The sequence below is a fragment of the Georgenia ruanii genome, assembly GCF_009193175.1.
In the GTDB taxonomy this organism is placed as follows: domain Bacteria; phylum Actinomycetota; class Actinomycetes; order Actinomycetales; family Actinomycetaceae; genus Georgenia; species Georgenia ruanii.
Genome location: NZ_VUKE01000019.1, coordinates 32,408 through 46,798, shown reverse-complemented (window position 1 = coordinate 46,798; position 14,391 = coordinate 32,408). Strand labels below are relative to the sequence as shown.

General features: G+C 72.7%; 16 protein-coding genes and 3 tRNA genes. 17 read left to right on the top strand and 2 right to left on the bottom strand.

What is annotated here, in order from left to right; all coding sequences use genetic code 11:
* Positions 1-221: 221 nt before the first annotated feature.
* The 4 genes from GD880_RS16675 to GD880_RS16660 all read left to right on the top strand — a co-directional run bounded on the left by GD880_RS16675 (position 222) and on the right by GD880_RS16660 (position 5,068).
* Positions 222-1,592: an ABC transporter substrate-binding protein gene (locus GD880_RS16675; RefSeq protein WP_152232740.1), complete on the top strand. Its 1,371-nt coding sequence runs from the start codon at positions 222-224 to the stop codon at positions 1,590-1,592.
* A gap of 181 nt (positions 1,593-1,773) precedes the next feature.
* Complete coding sequence (locus GD880_RS16670) at positions 1,774-2,760, top strand: carbohydrate ABC transporter permease (RefSeq protein ID WP_152232739.1); 987 nt, start codon at positions 1,774-1,776, stop codon at positions 2,758-2,760.
* Entirely contained in the window at positions 2,757-3,722 is a 966-nt protein-coding gene (locus GD880_RS16665) for a carbohydrate ABC transporter permease (RefSeq protein ID WP_152232738.1), read from the top strand. The genes GD880_RS16670 and GD880_RS16665 overlap by 4 nt, the downstream gene beginning before the upstream one ends.
* A gap of 104 nt (positions 3,723-3,826) precedes the next feature.
* Positions 3,827-5,068 (top strand): AGE family epimerase/isomerase, encoded by a 1,242-nt coding sequence (locus GD880_RS16660; protein WP_152232737.1) that lies wholly within the window; start codon positions 3,827-3,829, stop codon positions 5,066-5,068.
* Positions 5,069-5,157: 89 nt separating this feature from the next.
* Here the strand turns inward: GD880_RS16660 and GD880_RS16655 are convergent, their stop codons facing one another.
* Positions 5,158-6,126: an NAD(P)H-quinone oxidoreductase gene (locus GD880_RS16655; RefSeq protein WP_152232736.1), complete on the bottom strand. Its 969-nt coding sequence runs from the start codon at positions 6,124-6,126 to the stop codon at positions 5,158-5,160.
* Between the two features lie 172 nt (positions 6,127-6,298).
* Between GD880_RS16655 and GD880_RS16650 the strand changes: the two genes are divergently transcribed.
* Both GD880_RS16650 and GD880_RS16645 read left to right on the top strand, forming a co-directional pair.
* Positions 6,299-6,383 (top strand) — tRNA-Ser (locus GD880_RS16650).
* Between the two features lie 95 nt (positions 6,384-6,478).
* The gene (locus tag GD880_RS16645) at positions 6,479-6,904 is read left to right on the top strand and encodes a DUF2784 domain-containing protein (protein WP_152232735.1); all 426 of its coding nucleotides are present in this window, start codon (positions 6,479-6,481) and stop codon (positions 6,902-6,904) included.
* A gap of 222 nt (positions 6,905-7,126) precedes the next feature.
* On the opposite strand, the gene GD880_RS16640 is transcribed toward GD880_RS16645, so the two are convergent.
* A tRNA-Ser gene (locus GD880_RS16640) sits at positions 7,127-7,215 on the bottom strand.
* 301 nt (positions 7,216-7,516) lie between these two features.
* Between GD880_RS16640 and GD880_RS20450 the strand changes: the two genes are divergently transcribed.
* The 11 genes from GD880_RS20450 (at position 7,517) to GD880_RS16585 (ending at position 14,355) form a co-directional block, all read left to right on the top strand.
* Complete coding sequence (locus GD880_RS20450; RefSeq protein ID WP_193314574.1) at positions 7,517-8,368, top strand: hypothetical protein; 852 nt, start codon at positions 7,517-7,519, stop codon at positions 8,366-8,368.
* Between the two features lie 30 nt (positions 8,369-8,398).
* Positions 8,399-9,475: an SRPBCC family protein gene (locus tag GD880_RS16630; protein WP_152232734.1), complete on the top strand. Its 1,077-nt coding sequence runs from the start codon at positions 8,399-8,401 to the stop codon at positions 9,473-9,475.
* Positions 9,472-9,885 (top strand): gas vesicle protein GvpJ, encoded by a 414-nt coding sequence (gvpJ, locus tag GD880_RS16625; protein ID WP_152232733.1) that lies wholly within the window; start codon positions 9,472-9,474, stop codon positions 9,883-9,885. Before GD880_RS16630 ends, gvpJ begins: the two co-directional genes overlap by 4 nt.
* Positions 9,882-10,634, top strand: coding sequence for a GvpL/GvpF family gas vesicle protein (locus GD880_RS16620; protein WP_152232732.1), 753 nt, complete (start codon positions 9,882-9,884; stop codon positions 10,632-10,634). The genes gvpJ and GD880_RS16620 overlap by 4 nt, the downstream gene beginning before the upstream one ends.
* A gap of 5 nt (positions 10,635-10,639) precedes the next feature.
* Complete coding sequence (locus tag GD880_RS16615) at positions 10,640-10,891, top strand: gas vesicle protein GvpG (protein ID WP_152232731.1); 252 nt, start codon at positions 10,640-10,642, stop codon at positions 10,889-10,891.
* Positions 10,888-11,484: a gas vesicle protein GvpO gene (gene gvpO / locus GD880_RS16610; protein ID WP_152232730.1), complete on the top strand. Its 597-nt coding sequence runs from the start codon at positions 10,888-10,890 to the stop codon at positions 11,482-11,484. The genes GD880_RS16615 and gvpO overlap by 4 nt, the downstream gene beginning before the upstream one ends.
* A gap of 49 nt (positions 11,485-11,533) precedes the next feature.
* A complete protein-coding gene (locus GD880_RS21140) occupies positions 11,534-12,142 on the top strand; it encodes a gas vesicle protein (RefSeq protein ID WP_319593271.1) in 609 nt (202 codons plus the stop codon).
* Positions 12,135-13,070, top strand: coding sequence for a gas vesicle protein (locus tag GD880_RS16600; protein WP_226909754.1), 936 nt, complete (start codon positions 12,135-12,137; stop codon positions 13,068-13,070). Before GD880_RS21140 ends, GD880_RS16600 begins: the two co-directional genes overlap by 8 nt.
* Positions 13,067-13,390, top strand: a complete 324-nt coding sequence (gene gvpK / locus GD880_RS16595; protein WP_152232729.1) for a gas vesicle protein GvpK — start codon at positions 13,067-13,069, stop codon at positions 13,388-13,390. The genes GD880_RS16600 and gvpK overlap by 4 nt, the downstream gene beginning before the upstream one ends.
* Positions 13,387-14,175, top strand: a complete 789-nt coding sequence (locus GD880_RS16590) for a GvpL/GvpF family gas vesicle protein (RefSeq protein WP_193314573.1) — start codon at positions 13,387-13,389, stop codon at positions 14,173-14,175. The genes gvpK and GD880_RS16590 overlap by 4 nt, the downstream gene beginning before the upstream one ends.
* Positions 14,176-14,282: 107 nt before the next feature.
* Positions 14,283-14,355 (top strand) — tRNA-Arg (locus GD880_RS16585).
* Positions 14,356-14,391 lie beyond the last annotated feature (36 nt).

Below are 14,391 nucleotides of genomic sequence, written 5' to 3'. Positions count from 1 at the left end.
GGGGCGCTGGCCGCCGCGCTCCGCCGGTCGCCAGGCCGCCGCTGCACCGTCATCTCGCCGAGGAGATGACCTGTCGGCGGGAGCGGGGAGGCTCCGTTGCGCCGTTGCTGAATCGTTACGCCGGGATCCGGAACAATGGTGGTCTCAGATCCCGGACAAGTGGTTGGGTAACCGCAGGGAGCGCGTCTGCGCTCGACACGACGACGTGACGAGGAGTTCGCATGAACACGACGACCAGGCGGCGGGGGCTCGCCACCCTGGCGAGCGCCGCCGCGATGGCCATGGTGCTCAGCGCCTGCGGGGCCGACAACATGGGCGGCGGAGGCGGCGGCGGCACCGGGGGCAGCAGCAGCGCCGCCGGCACGGACTGCGCGGCCTACGAGCAGTACGGCAGCTTCAAGGGCGAGACGGTCAACCTCTTCTCCTCCATCCGTGAGGCAGAGGCCGACCAGCTGCAGGACACCTTCACCGACTTCAGCGAGTGCACCGGCATCAACGTCGTCCACAACGGCTCGGGCGAGTTCGAGCAGCAGGTCGTCGTCCAGGCCGAGGGCGGCAACGCCCCCGACCTCGCCATCTTCCCGCAGCCGGGCCTCCTGGCCCGCATGGTCAAGGACGGCTACGTCGTCGAGGCCCCGGACGCCGTCGAGAAGAACGTCGACGAGGGCTGGTCGGAGGACTGGAAGGCCTACGGCACCGTGGACGGGAAGTTCTACGCCGCCCCGCTCATGGCCTCGGTGAAGTCCTTCGTCTGGTACTCGCCGAAGCTTTTCGCGGACAAGGGCTACGAGGTCCCGACCACCTGGGACGAACTCATGAGCCTCACCGAGAAGATCGCCGCCACCGGCGAGAAGCCGTGGTGCGCCGGCATCGAGTCCGGCGGGGCGACCGGCTGGCCGGCCACCGACTGGATCGAGGACATGGTCCTGCGCCAGGGCGGCGGCGACCTGTACGACAAGTGGGTCACCCACGAGGTGCCGTTCAACGACCCGCAGATCGTCGCGGCCGCCGACATGGCCGGCTCGATCCTCAAGAACGACGCCTACGTCAACGGCGGCATCGGCGACTCCCGGTCCATCGCGACCACCTCCTTCAACGATGGCGGCCTGCCCATCCTCGACGGCAAGTGCTACATGCACCGCCAGGCCTCCTTCTACGAGGCCCAGTGGCCCGAGGGCACCGACGTCAGCCCCGAGGGCCAGGCGTTCGCGTTCTACCTGCCCGGCAAGACCGCGGACGAGAAGCCGCTGCTCACGGGTGGCGAGTTCGTCGGCGCGTTCAACGACAAGGAGGCCACCCAGGCGGTGCAGGCCTACATGTCCTCCGGCGACTGGGCCAACACCCGCGTCAAGATCGGCGGCGTGACGTCGGCGAACAAGGCTGTCGACCCGGCCAACGCCTCCTCGGACGTGCTGCGCCTGGCGATCGAGCTGCTCCAGGACAAGGACGCCGTCGCCCGCTTCGACGGCTCGGACCTCATGCCCTCCGAGGTGGGCGCCGGCTCCTTCTGGACCGGGATGACCCAGTGGATCGACGGCGCCGACACCAAGACGGTCCTCGACCAGATCGAGGCCTCCTGGCCGGCCAGCTGACCTTCTGACCACCAGCTGACCCGCTGACCAGCCCGCGCGGGGGAGTGGCCACCGGCCGCACCCCCGCGCGGGCGCACCCGCCTCCGGGGTTTCCGCATCCGAGACTCACCCCCTCGGGGTTCCCGCCCCGAGGCGGACATCCCGCTCGGGGCGCCGCCCAGCCGCTCGCAGGGGAGCACGCATGGACTTCTTCCTCTACTCGAAGACCGGCCAGATGCTGCTGGCCGTCATCGCCTTCGCCCTCGTCGTCGCCGCCCTCATGGTGGTCGCGCGCCTGGCCGACCGGTTCGCCGGCCACACCCGCACCGCCTGGACGCTGCTCGTGTTCGCCGGCCCGGCGCTGTTCCTGCTCGGCGTCGGGCTGATCTACCCGGCCGTGCGCACCATGGTGATGTCCTTCATGGACGGCCGGTCGCAGAACTGGGTCGGCCTGGCCAACTACGAGTGGGTCTTCACCAACCCCGAGTCGATCCAGTCCTTCGTCAACACCTTCTGGTGGGTCACGCTCGTCCCGCTCGTCTCGACGGCGATCGGGCTGATCTACGCGATCCTGGTCGACGGCAAGCGCTTCGAGAAGGTCGCCAAGTCCCTGCTGTTCATGCCCATGGCGATCTCCTTCGTCGGCGCCGGCATCATCTGGAAGTTCGTCTACGAGTACCGCGGCGCGGAGCAGACCCAGATCGGCCTCCTCAACGCGATCCTCACCGGCCTCGGCGTCGAGCCGGTGCGGTACCTCCAGGACGGGCCCTGGAACACCTTCTTCCTGATCTTCATCATGATCTGGATCCAGGCCGGGTTCGCGATGGTGCTGCTCTCGGCCGCGATCAAGGGGATCCCGGCCGACATCGTCGAGGCGGCCCGGCTCGACGGGGTGAACTCCTGGCAGATGTTCCGCTCCATCACCGTGCCGTCGATCCGCCCGACCCTCGTGGTGGTCCTGACGACCATCTCCATCGCCACGCTGAAGATCTTCGACATCACCCGCACCGTCACCGGCGCCCGGTTCGGCACCCAGGTGCTGGCCAACCAGATGTACGACCAGTCCTTCACCTTCGGCAACAACGGCGTCGGCTCGGCGCTCGCCGTCGTCATCTTCGTGCTGGTCGTCCCGATCATCGTCTACAACGTCCGCCAGATGCTGCGGAACCGGGAGGTGCGTGGAGCATGAGCGGCACGACGCCCGCCAACCCCGCCGTCGCGACGGCGGAGCCGCCGCTCGCCAGCCTGCCGGACCCCATGCGGCCGACGGCGCCGCGCGTCTCCGCGGCCGGGCGCACCAAGTCCATGCTCACCAGCCGGATGGGCTCGGCCGTCGCGATCGTGCTGGCCGTGGTCTGGACGGTGCCCACGCTCGGGCTGCTCGTCAGCTCCGTGCGGCCGGAGGGGCAGATCCGCACCAGCGGGTGGTGGACGTTCATCACCGACCCCGCCTTCACCACGGAGAACTACCAGACGGTGCTGTTCGGCCGCGCCTCCAACGGCCAGCTGGCGAACTTCTTCATGAACTCCCTGACCATCACCGTGCCGGCGACGATCATCCCCCTCGTCATCGCCACGATGGCGGCCTACAGCTTCTCGGTGCTGCAGTGGCGTGGGCGCGACGCGGTGTTCGTCGTCGTCTTCGCCCTGCAGATCGTGCCGCTGCAGATGGCGCTCATCCCGCTGCTGCGGATCTTCTCGGGCACCGCGGCGGCCGAGGCGTTCCCGTTCCTGGCGATCTGGGTGGCGCACTCGGCGTTCGGGCTGCCGCTGGCGATCTTCCTGCTGCACAACTTCATGGCCGAGATCCCTCGCGAGCTCGTCGAGGCCGCCCGGGTGGACGGGGCGGGGCACGTGACCTTGTTCTTCCGCATCATGCTGCCGCTCATGGTCCCGGCGATCGCCAGCTTCGCGATCTTCCAGTTCCTGTGGGTGTGGAACGACCTGCTCGTGGGGCTGACCTTCTCCGGCGGCAACAACGCCATCCAGCCGCTGACGGCGCGGCTGTCGGAGATGGCCGGCTCGCGCGGGCAGGACTGGCACCTGCTCACCTCCGGCGCGTTCGTGTCGATGATCGTCCCGCTCATCGTCTTCTTCGCGCTGCAGAAGTACTTCGTGCGCGGCCTCCTCGCCGGGTCGGTCAAGGGCTGACCCCACCGGCCGCGACGCATCACCGTCTGCGCGCGCGGGGTGGCCCGGCCGGGCCGCGGGCCGGCGCCGGTAGGTTCCCGGTAGCACCGACCGGAAGGGCCGCCATGATCACCCCGCCCCCCGCCGCCTGGCTCGACGCCGAGGGCGACGCCCTGCTGGCGTTCGCCCGCGGCGCCGCCACCGACCTCGGCTTCGGCACGCTCGACGACGCGGGCACCGTGCCCGACCCCGCGCGCGCCGAGCTGTGGATCACCTGCCGCATGACGCACGTCTTCGCCCTGGCCGCCCTGCGCGGCCGGCCCGGCGCCGCCGAGCTGGCCGACCACGGCGTCGCGGCGCTGACCACCACCTTCGCCGACGCCGAGCACGGCGGCTGGTTCACCGCCGTCGAGCAGGGCCCGGACGGCCCCCGCCCCGCCGGGGAGGCGGGCGGCCGCAAGGGGGCCTACCCGCACGCCTTCGTGCTCCTCGCCGCCGCCTCGGCGACGGCGGCCGCCCGGCCCGGCGCCGCCGACCTCCTCGCGCGGGCCCGCGCCGTCAGCACCACACGGTTCTGGGACGACGAGGCCGGCATGGTGCGCGAGAGCTTCGACCGCACATTCACCGAGCCAGAGGACTACCGCGGCGTCAACGCGAACATGCACACGGTCGAGGCCTACCTCGCCGTCGCCGACGTGACCGGCGAGGACCTCTGGCTCGACCGGGCCCTGCGCATCACCCGCCGGGTCGTCGACGGCGAGGCCCGGGCCCACGGCTGGCGCCTGCCCGAGCACTTCACCCCCGGCTGGCGGCCGCTGCTGGAGTACAACCGCGACCAGCCCGCGCACCCCTTCCGTCCCTTTGGTGCCACCGTGGGGCACTGGCTGGAGTGGGCCCGGCTCACCCTGGAGCTGCGTGCCGCGCTGGCGGCCCGGGGCCGCGACCCGGAGCCGTGGACGCTCGAGGCGCCGCGGGCGCTGGTCGAGGGCGCCGCGCGCGAGGGCTGGGCGGTCGACGGCGCGGACGGCTTCGTCTACACCGTGGACTTCGCCGGCGCCCCGGTGGTGCGCCAGCGCATGCACTGGGTGGTGTGCGAGGCGATCGGGGCCGCCGCGGCGTTGCACGCCGCGACCGGCGAGGAGGCCTACGCCGACTGGTACCGCACGTGGTGGGACTACGCCCGGCGCCACCTCATCGAGGCCCCGGGCCGCTGGCACCACGAGCTCGCGCCGGACAACACGCCCGCCGCCGGGACCTGGTCCGGGCGGCCCGACGTCTACCACGCCTATCAGGCGACGCTGCTGCCGCGCCTGCCCCTCGCGCCCGCCCTGGCACCGGCGCTCGCGGCCGGGTTGCTGGAGGGGTAGGGCCGGCGCTTGGCGGGGCCTGGCGCTCGGCCGGGCCCGGCGGCGCCGGAGCTGGGCGGGCCGCACGCCGGCGGCCCGCCCAGCGCCGGTCAGGGCAGGAGGACGATCTTGCCGAACACCGTCCCGGAATCGAGCAGCTCGTGGGCCCGGGCCGCCTCGGCCAGCGGCAGCCGCTCGGCGATGACGGGCCGCAGCAGGCCGCCGTCGAGCATCGGCCAGGCGCGCTCGCGCACGTCCTCGACGACGGCGGCCTTCTGCACCAGCGGGCGGGCCCGCAGCGTCGCCGCGTGGATGCTCGCCCGCTTGGTCAGCAGCATGCCCAGGTCCAGCTCGCCCTTGCGGCCCTTCTGGGTGCCGATGACCACCAGCCGCCCGGCGGTGGCGAGCATGCGGACGTTGTCGCCGAGGCCGCCGGCGCCCAGGACGTCGAGGATGACGTCCACGCCCCGCCCGCCGGTGGCTTCCTTCACGGCGGCGACGACGTCCTGGCCCTTGTAGTCGATCGCGACGTCGGCGCCCAGCTCGCGGCACCGGGCGGCCCGCTCCGGGCCGCCGGCCGTGGTGAGGACCCGGGCGCCGACGGCGGTGGCGAGCTGGATCGCCGCGGAGCCGACGCCGCCGGAGCCGCCGTGGACGAGCACGGTCTCCCCGGACGTCAGGCGCCCGGCGCGCATGAGGTTGTCCCAGGCGGTGCACACCGCCTCGGGCAGCCCGCCGGCGTCGACCAGGGAGACGGACTGCGGCACCGGCAGCAGCTGGCCGGCCGGGACGGCGACCAGCTCGGCGTACCCGCCGCCGGCCAGCAGCGCCGCGACCTCGTCGCCCACCTGCGAGCCGTCCACGCCCTCGCCGAGGGCCACGACCGTGCCGGAGACCTCCAGCCCCATGATGTCGCTCGCCCCGGGCGGGGGCGGGTAGTGCCCGGCGCGCTGGAGGATGTCGGCGCGGTTCACCCCCGCCGCGGCGACCTCGACGAGGACCTCGCCCGGTCCCGCCTGGGCGTCGGGGACCTCGGTCAGCTCGAGGGAGTTGTTGCTGGTCACGGTGATGGCACGCATGGTCCTCATCTTGGTAGCGATGGTCGGAAACCGCCGGGTGGCGGGGCCGGTGCGCCGGCGGCGGCCCGACGACGACGGCGCCCGGCCGGCCTGCGCTCGCGCCGGTGCCGAGCCGGACCGGCGCCGCCCGTAGACTGGTCGGCGCCCCGCGCCGGCGTGCCGGGCGGGGCAGGGAGGGCTGACAGAGCGGCCGAATGTGACGGTCTTGAAAACCGTTGTGGGGCAACCCACCAAGGGTTCGAATCCCTTGCCCTCCGCCGAGTTCCGCCGCCCCACGCCAAAACGGGCGGGCGTGACGTCACTCCCGGGGCGTGAGGGTTGCCGTTCGCCGTCCATGGGGGAGGGTTGAGACATGGACGGCGTGCTCGCCGATCTGGTCATGGCGGCGCATTTCGGCTACCTGCTCTACGTGGTGATCGGTGGCTTCGTCGCCTGGCGCTGGCCGAGAAGCATGGTCGCGCACGTCATGGCCATCGCGTGGGCTGGGTTCGCCGTCCTCTTCGGTTGGGACTGCCCGCTGACCATCCTCGAGAACGACCTCCGCCGCCGCGCGGGCGAGCCGGGCCTCAGCCCTGGAGGGTTCATCAGGACATACCTCACCGGGCACCTCTACCCCGAGGAGCGTCTCGGGCTGGTCCGGTTTGGCGTGGCGCTTGTCGTCGCATTGTCCTGGGTGGGCTTTGTCCTCCTGGTGCGCTCACGCCGTCGGCGCGCTCCGCAGCCGGGCCGAGCTCACGCCGCCGACGGCAAGACCGTCGCGGATCACCTGACTCGGTGACCGTCGTGCACGGCGGACGGGCCGGAGAAGGCCTGCGGCCTGCGAAACATCGTCTTGCCTCACGGCCCCGGCCGGCGCCCGCTCGGACGACGTCGCGGCGGGCGGTGCGCCCGGGCCGTGCGGTATGCGGCGGCGGTGCCGTGCGACGGCCGACGGGTGCGGGCAGGGAAAAGGGCCGGGAACCATGCTGGCGATGCAGCGGTTCCCGGCCCCTCACAAGAGCGGAGACGGTGGGATTTGAACCCACGGACGGGTTGCCCCGTCACGGCCTTAGCAGGGCCGCGCACTAGACCTGACTATGCGACGTCTCCAAGGACGTCCCCAGGTTACCGGGCGCCGTCCGCCTGACCAAAACGTTCGACGAACGTCACGAACGTCCGAAGGTCTCTGGCGGCTGCGCGGGGCCGTCCGGGCGGTGCCCGGTGAGGGGGCCGCGCCCTCCCCGGGCGGCGCCTCCGGTTGCGGGCGTTCGGGCCCTCCGTGAGCCTGGCGGGGGGTTGCGGTCGGCCTGCCGCCTCTCGTCAGGCAGGCCGCGATGGCCTGTGACATCCTGCAATTGCGCGCGCAGCATGTGTCGATCATCACATCCGTCGAGGACAGGACTGATACGCCATGGACGACAAGCTCAAGTTCGCCGGGATGCTGCTCGGTGGGTATCTGCTCGGGCGCACGAAGAAGATGCGGCTCGCGCTCCTGCTCGCCACCGGCCTGGGAGCGCGCCAGCTGCGCGAGAACCCCCAGAAGCTCACCGGACAGCTGACCTCGGTGATGTCCTCGCCGGAGATCAAGCGACTGACCGAGGAGCTCACCGTCCGCCTGACCGAGGCCGGCCGCGCCGCGGCGCTGGCAGCGGTCACCAAGGGCGTGGAGTCCATGACGGCGAACCTCGAGCACCGTGCCGAGAAGCTCGCCTCCCCGGTGAGCGAAGGCACCAAGGCTGCGGCGGGCAAGGCGACGTCCACGGCCGGCGCGGCGGCCGGGACCGCCACCGGGGCGGCGGGGAAGACCACGACCTCGCTCAAGGACCGCGTCCACTTCGGGAAGAAGAAGCACGCCGAGGAGGCGCCCGAGGAGGGCGGCGAGCCCGAGGGCACGGAGCCGCAGGCGGAGGAGGAAGAGGCGCCCCAGGGGCAGGCCGAGGAGGAGACGGCCGAGGAGTCCTCCGAGGAGGGCGGTGAGCCCGAGGCGGAGGCCGAAGAGGGCAGCGAGCCCGAGGCGGAGGCCGAGGAGCCCGAAGAGGAAGAGTCCGAGGAGGGCGGCGAGGCCGAGCAGAAGGAGCCGGCGCCGCACGCGCTTCCTGAGGGCCGGCCCGCCCCGCGCGCCCGCGCCGCGACGGTCTCCACGAAGAAGGCGGCCGGCAACGCCTCGAAGGGCGGGGGCAACTCCTCGAAGAACAACGCCTCCAAGAACGCGGCGAAGGCTGGCAAGTCCAAGGCCATGCCCCCGACCACGCCGAAGCCGTGACCACGGCGTCGACGCGAAAGGAGCAGCTTGATGACTGAGACATCCTCCCAAGAGGCCGGGGGTCAGGCGTCCACCGACCCGCTCGACGCGCTCAAGCGGGCCGGGGGCGGCTTCGCCCGCGCGCTGGGCGGCCGCGCCGTCGACAAGATCACCGACCGCGTCGGCGGCCTGTCCGACCGGCTCAACGCCTTCGCCACCGGCGAGAGCCAGGGCGGGGCGGACGAGGACGACGACGAGCGCGACGACGGCGGCGAGCAGGGCAGCGCCAAGGCCGCCGCCGCCGGCACGGCGGCCGAGAAGCTCGCCTCCGGCCAATCACCCATCAGGGCCGGGCTCTCCGCCGCCGGCACCGGCCTCAAGGAGAAGATCAAGGGCCTGTTCGGACGGGGCAAGGGCGGCAAGGGCGGCGGCCGCAAGATGAAGTTCAACAACTTCGTCGACAGCTTCGACATCGGCGTCCCCGTCGGGCTCGCGTACAACCAGTGGACCACCTACGACCAGTGGCCCAACTTCATGAAGAAGACCGAGCGCGCCGAGCTCGACGCGGACCAGGGCAAGGTCAAGTTCAAGGGGCAGGTGTTCTGGTCCCATCGCGAGTGGGAGACCACGATCAAGGAGCAGATCCCGAACAAGCGGATCGTCTGGGACTCCGCCGGCCCGAAGGGGCACATCAGCGGGGCGGTGACCTTCCACTCGCTGGAGGAGGACCTCACACGGATCGTCGTCGTCCTGGAGTACTACCCCCAGGGATTCTTCGAGAAGACGGCCAACATGTGGCGGGCGGCCAACCGCCGGATGCGCCTGGAGATCAAGTTCTTCATCCGCCAGGTCATGCGCGACGCGATCCTGCACCCCGAGGACTTCGAGGGCTACCGCGCGGAGATCCACGACAAGGAGATCGTGCGCAGCCACGAGGACGTGATGGAGGAGGAGCGGCAGGCCGAGGAGGAGTCCGAGGGCGAGCAGCCCGAAGAAGGCGGCGAGGAGGAACAGCAGGCTGAAGGCGAGGAGCAGCCCGAAGCCGGCACAGAGACGGAGCCAGAGGAAGAGGAAGGGGAGGAAGAGGAAGAGCCCGAGCCCGCTGAACAGCAGGGGAGGACACGATGAGCACCGTAGCGACGAGGTCCCACGGCAGCTACGTCGACCGACCGTCGTCGGCCTCGCTGGCCGACGTCGTCGCCCTGATCCTCGACAAGGGCCTGGTGATCGACGCCTTCGTGCGGGTGTCGCTGGTCGGCATCGAGATCCTGACGATCGATGCGCGCATCGTCATCGCCAGCGTCGACACGTTCCTGCGCTTCGCCGAGGCGACCAACCGCCTGGACCTGCAGGCCCAGGGCGGCAAGGACCTGCCCGAGCTGGTCGAGGGCATGACCCAGGCCGGCGCGCACGGGAAGACCGGCGGAATGCTCTCCGGCGCCAAGGAGGCCCTTCTTGGCAACCGGGACAAGGACGACGACGAGGGACGCCGCGAGGAGAAGACTGAGCGGCGCAGCTCGAGCAAGGCGGACTCGTGACGGCAGCCGTCGAGGCAGACAAGCTGAGTCAGTACGTCTACGGCATCGTGCCGTCGGACACCCCTGTCCCCGACGTCGCGGGCGTCGGGGGCGGGCGCGTCCGGCTCCGCACGCTGGGCGACGTCGCGGCGCTGGTCTCCGGCGTTCCCGACCCCGAGGTCATCGGGCTGCCCGCCGAGGTCCGCGCGCACGCGGCGGTGCTCGACGCCGTCGCCCAGGCCGGGCCGGTGCTGCCCATGCGGTTCGGCACCGTGGTGCCCGACGTCGACGCCCTGCGCGAGGCGCTCGCGCCGGACGGGGTGGCCCACCTGCAGGAGGACCTCGACCGCCTCGCCGACGCCGTGCAGTACACCCTTACGGTCCGCTACCGCCAGGAGGCGGTCATCGCCGAGCTCGTCGAGGAACAGCCGGAGATCCGCCGGCTGCGCGAGGCGACGGCGGGCGTCGCGCCCGGCGCGGCCTACTACGAGCGAATCCGGCTGGGCGAGCTCGTGGTGCACGGCTTCGAGCAGAAGCGCGTCGGCGACACCGCGGCGCTCACCGACGCCCTGGGGCCCGTCGTCCTCGACCTGCGTGCCCGCGAGACCGGGCAGGTCGAGGACGTCCTGGAGGCCGCCGTCCTCGTGCGCCGCGGGGAGCAGCGGCGGTTCGACGACACCGTGGAGGCCCTGGCCTCCCAGCGCGTGGGCCGGATGACGTTCCGGCTCGTCGGACCGCAGGCCCCGTACGACTTCGTGGCGGAGGTCTGATCGCCGTGGGCCTGCTCTGGAATCTGCTGTCCCTGCCGCTCGCCCCCGTGCGGGGCACGGTGTGGGTCGGTGAGCAGGTGCTCGAGGAGGCCGAGCGCCAGTACTACGACGCCGGCGCTATCCGCCGGCAGCTCGAGGAGGTGGCCGCCGCCCGGGAGTCCGGCGAGCTCGGCGACGACGAGGCCGACGCCCTGGAGGAGCAGCTCGTTGCCCGCCTCATCGAGGCCAACCGACGCAGCCGGGAGGAGGGACGATGACCGAGTCGACGAAGGCCCCGCGCCGCGCCGCCCGCCGGCGCCCGCCGGAGGAGATCCCGGTGCACCGCACGGAGGAACCGGACGAGCGGGACGACGGGACCGAGGAGCGCGAGCCCGAGGCGGCAGCTGAGGAGGACGCCGCCGAGGACCGCGACACCGCGGGCGGGGCGGCCGAGGACGACCAGCCGGAGCCGGAGGACGCGGCGCGGGAAGCCGGGAAGGAGCCGGAGGACCAGGCGGCGGACGAGCCCGAGGACGAAGGACCGGACGAGCCCGAGGACGAAGGACCGGACGAGCCCGACGACGAAGCGCCGGAGGAGCCCGAGCCCGATGAGCGTCGTCCCCGCGTGACTGCCCGCCGCGCCGCGATCTTCGCCCTTGAGCAGCTCGTCGAGCTCACCGGGCGTGCGGCCGAGGGCATCGTCGGGGTCGAACGGGACCACGACGGGTGGAAGGTGACGATCGAGGCCGTCGAGGACCGGCACGTGCCGAGCACCGCCGACATCATGGCCGAGTACGAGGTCGAGCTCGACGGCGACGGCGAGCTCGTCGCCTACCACCGGCGCTCGCGCTACGTGCGCGGGCAGACGTGACCGCGGCGGGCCCGGGGAGGTCGATGAGGGACAGAGGAGTGACACAGGCATGAGCGTCGTGGCCGGGCGCGGCGGCGGTATGGAGCCGCGGCGCGACCGCGAAGGCTCCCTCGTGCACGTCATTGAGACCCTCCTCGACAAGGGGCTGGTGCTCAACGCCGACATCATGGTCTCGGTCGCGGGCGTGGAGCTGCTCGGCATCCGCATCCGCGCCGCGCTGGCGTCCTTCGAGACGGCGGCCCGTTACGGGCTGGAGTTCCCCTCGGGGACCAACACCGAGACCATCGCGTGGCGCAACGCGATCGAGCCCAAGGAGACGTGCCCGCGCTGCGGCAAGTCCGCGCCCACCGCGCAGCTGCTCAACGAGTTCTGCCCGTGGTGCGGGTGGCGCAGCGCCCGGGCGATCCGCGAGGACGAGCGCCGCCAGGTCGGCGGCCAGCCGGAGGACGAGCCGACGTCCGACGTCGGCGGCCCCGACGCGCCCGAGGCGGCGGCCATCGCGCCTGGTGGGACGGAGTCGGGCGACGGCCAGGAGCGGCGACGCGCGGCGCGCGTGCCCGACGAGGACGCTCCGCCCGGCGACGGGAAGGGCGACGGCAGCGGCGGTGAGCCTCGCCGCGCGGCGCGCGTGCCCGACGAAGGGGACGGCGATGGGTGACAGCTCCGCCGTCGCCGCACCGCAGGCCCTGCAGCCCACGCGGGACCCGCGCGCGACCCTGCCGGACCTGCTCGAGGTGCTCCTCAACAAGGGCGTCTATCTCGACCTGGACCTCATCATCACGATCGCCGACATCCCGCTGATCGGCATCAATCTGCGCGCCACCATCGCGGGCATCGAGACCATGCTCGAGTACGGGATGATGCGCAGCTGGGACGAGCAGACGCGCGCCTGGGTGCGCCGGTCCGTCTCCCGGCACCTGCCCCTGGCCGACGGCGAGGAGATCGTCGCGCGCATGGCCGGCGGGCACCGCCAGGAGGTGCCCTACGAGACGTGGCGCCCGGGCACCGTCTACCTCACCACCCACCGGCTCGTCGTCCACCGGCGCGAGCCCGCCGAGACCCTCTGGCAGGCCCCGCTCGCCGGCATCACCGCCGTCGACCTGCACGCCGAGCGGGCGATCGGCGGGGAGGACCGCGCCCGCCTGCTCGTCATCGCGCCCGACGGCGAGGCGCTGCTCTCCGCGGCCGAGCCGCAGCGCCTGCTCGAGCTGCTCCGTCAGCTCGGCGTGGGTGCGGCCGGGCCGCGTCCGGGGCTGCCCGGGCGTCCCGCCCCGGCCCTCGAGGGCCAGATGTGGTTCCTCGAGCGCCGGGCCGGCGGGCCACTGTGGCGCGGGGGGACCGCGACGCTCGACCCGGTCGCCGGGCTGACCTGGAAGGGCGCGCTCGACGCCCGGCCCGCCGTGCGGCTGCGGCCGGGCGCCGTCACCTCGGTCGCCGTCGAGCGTGCCCGGGTGCCGGCCGGGGAGGCGGTGATCGTCGTCGGCTCGCCCGCCGGGGAGGTCCGGCTCGCCGCCGGCGACCCCGAGCCGTGGGTGCGCGAGCTGCGCCGGTTGGCCGCGGCGAGTGAGAGGGAGGGCACGGCATGACGCTCAAGATCGACGAGAAGAGCCTGAAGAACGGCGTCCTGACGCTGGTCATCACGCTCGTCGAGGTCATCGAGGAGGCCCTGGAGAGCCAGGCCATCCGGCGCCTCGAGGGCGGCGAGCTGACCGAGGAGGAGCAGGAGCGGCTCGGCCAGGCGCTGCTCGAGCTGGACGAGGCGATCGACCAGATCAAGGCCGACCACGGGCTGCAGACCTCGGTCGCCGACCTGCGCCGGGGCCTCGACGACGTCGTCGACGAGGTGGTCGACAAGCTCGTCAACCCGGCCCGGTGGGCCGAGGAGGCAGGAGGGCAGAACGGGTGACGGGCCTGTACGTCTACGCCATCGTGCCGGCGGACACGCCGCCGACCCCGCTCGGCACCGGCATCGACCGTGCCCCGCTGGAGCTGGTGGCCGGGCCCGGCGGGGCGGCCGCCGTCGTCCACGAGCACGCCGGCAACCCCTACGACGGCGCCGACGAGGACGTGCGGCGGTGGGTGCTCGAGCATGGCGACGTGGTCGAGCGGGTCTTCGACACCACCGGCACGGTGCTGCCGGTCAGCTTCAACGTCATCGTCGCGGCGGCCGAGGGCGCCCCGGCGCGGGACCGGCTCCGGGACTGGCTGGGGCGAAGCTCGACCCAGCTGGTCGGGCGGCTCGGGCGGCTCCGCGACCGGGTCGAGCTGCGGGTGGAGATCGCCCTGGATCCCCACGACGTCGCGGCCGGGCACCCGGACGCCCGGGCGCTGCTCGCCGAGCTCGAGACCCGCCCCGCGGGGGTCCAGCGCCTGCTGCGCAAGCGGCTTGAGCAGCTGGAGCGGGAGGTCACCGACGCCCTGGCCGACGAGCTGTACCCGGAGTACCGCCGCCGGCTCGCGGCGCTCGCGGAGGAGATCACCGAGAACCGCAGTGCGCGCACCGAGCCGGGCACGGTCGCCGTCCTCACGGTCGCGGTGCTCGTGGCCCGCGACGGCATGGCCCGCGTGGGCGAGGAGCTCGCCGACATCCAGCGCGAGCAGCCGGCGGCGCGGATCCGGTACCTGGGTCCGTGGCCGCCGTACTCCTTCGCCGACGTCCCGGCGCTCGCCCCAGGGCAGCAGGGGGCGTGAGCGCCGTCGTGGCCGCCGTCCGGAGGGCCCAGTGACCACCCTCACGCGCCCCGGATTGGATCGCGCCGCCTCGGCACGCTAAAGTCGAACACGGCCCAAGCGGCCAGGCGCCCGTAGCTCAATGGATAGAGCATCTGACTACGGATCAGAAGGTTGGGGGTTCGAGTCCCTCCGGGCGCACAGAACGACGAGGCCCTGACCCGCAGTCATGCGGGT

Coding starts and splice junctions, on each gene's coding strand:
- GD880_RS16675 (WP_152232740.1), top strand. CDS start 222: ATGAACACGACGACCAGGCGGCGGGGGCTCGCCACCCTGGCGAGCGCC.
- GD880_RS16670 (WP_152232739.1), top strand. CDS start 1,774: ATGGACTTCTTCCTCTACTCGAAGACCGGCCAGATGCTGCTGGCCGTC.
- GD880_RS16665 (WP_152232738.1), top strand. CDS start 2,757: ATGAGCGGCACGACGCCCGCCAACCCCGCCGTCGCGACGGCGGAGCCG.
- GD880_RS16660 (WP_152232737.1), top strand. CDS start 3,827: ATGATCACCCCGCCCCCCGCCGCCTGGCTCGACGCCGAGGGCGACGCC.
- GD880_RS16655 (WP_152232736.1), bottom strand. CDS start 6,126: ATGCGTGCCATCACCGTGACCAGCAACAACTCCCTCGAGCTGACCGAG.
- GD880_RS16645 (WP_152232735.1), top strand. CDS start 6,479: ATGGACGGCGTGCTCGCCGATCTGGTCATGGCGGCGCATTTCGGCTAC.
- GD880_RS20450 (WP_193314574.1), top strand. CDS start 7,517: ATGGACGACAAGCTCAAGTTCGCCGGGATGCTGCTCGGTGGGTATCTG.
- GD880_RS16630 (WP_152232734.1), top strand. CDS start 8,399: ATGACTGAGACATCCTCCCAAGAGGCCGGGGGTCAGGCGTCCACCGAC.
- gvpJ (WP_152232733.1), top strand. CDS start 9,472: ATGAGCACCGTAGCGACGAGGTCCCACGGCAGCTACGTCGACCGACCG.
- gvpO (WP_152232730.1), top strand. CDS start 10,888: ATGACCGAGTCGACGAAGGCCCCGCGCCGCGCCGCCCGCCGGCGCCCG.
- GD880_RS21140 (WP_319593271.1), top strand. CDS start 11,534: ATGAGCGTCGTGGCCGGGCGCGGCGGCGGTATGGAGCCGCGGCGCGAC.
- GD880_RS16600 (WP_226909754.1), top strand. CDS start 12,135: ATGGGTGACAGCTCCGCCGTCGCCGCACCGCAGGCCCTGCAGCCCACG.
- gvpK (WP_152232729.1), top strand. CDS start 13,067: ATGACGCTCAAGATCGACGAGAAGAGCCTGAAGAACGGCGTCCTGACG.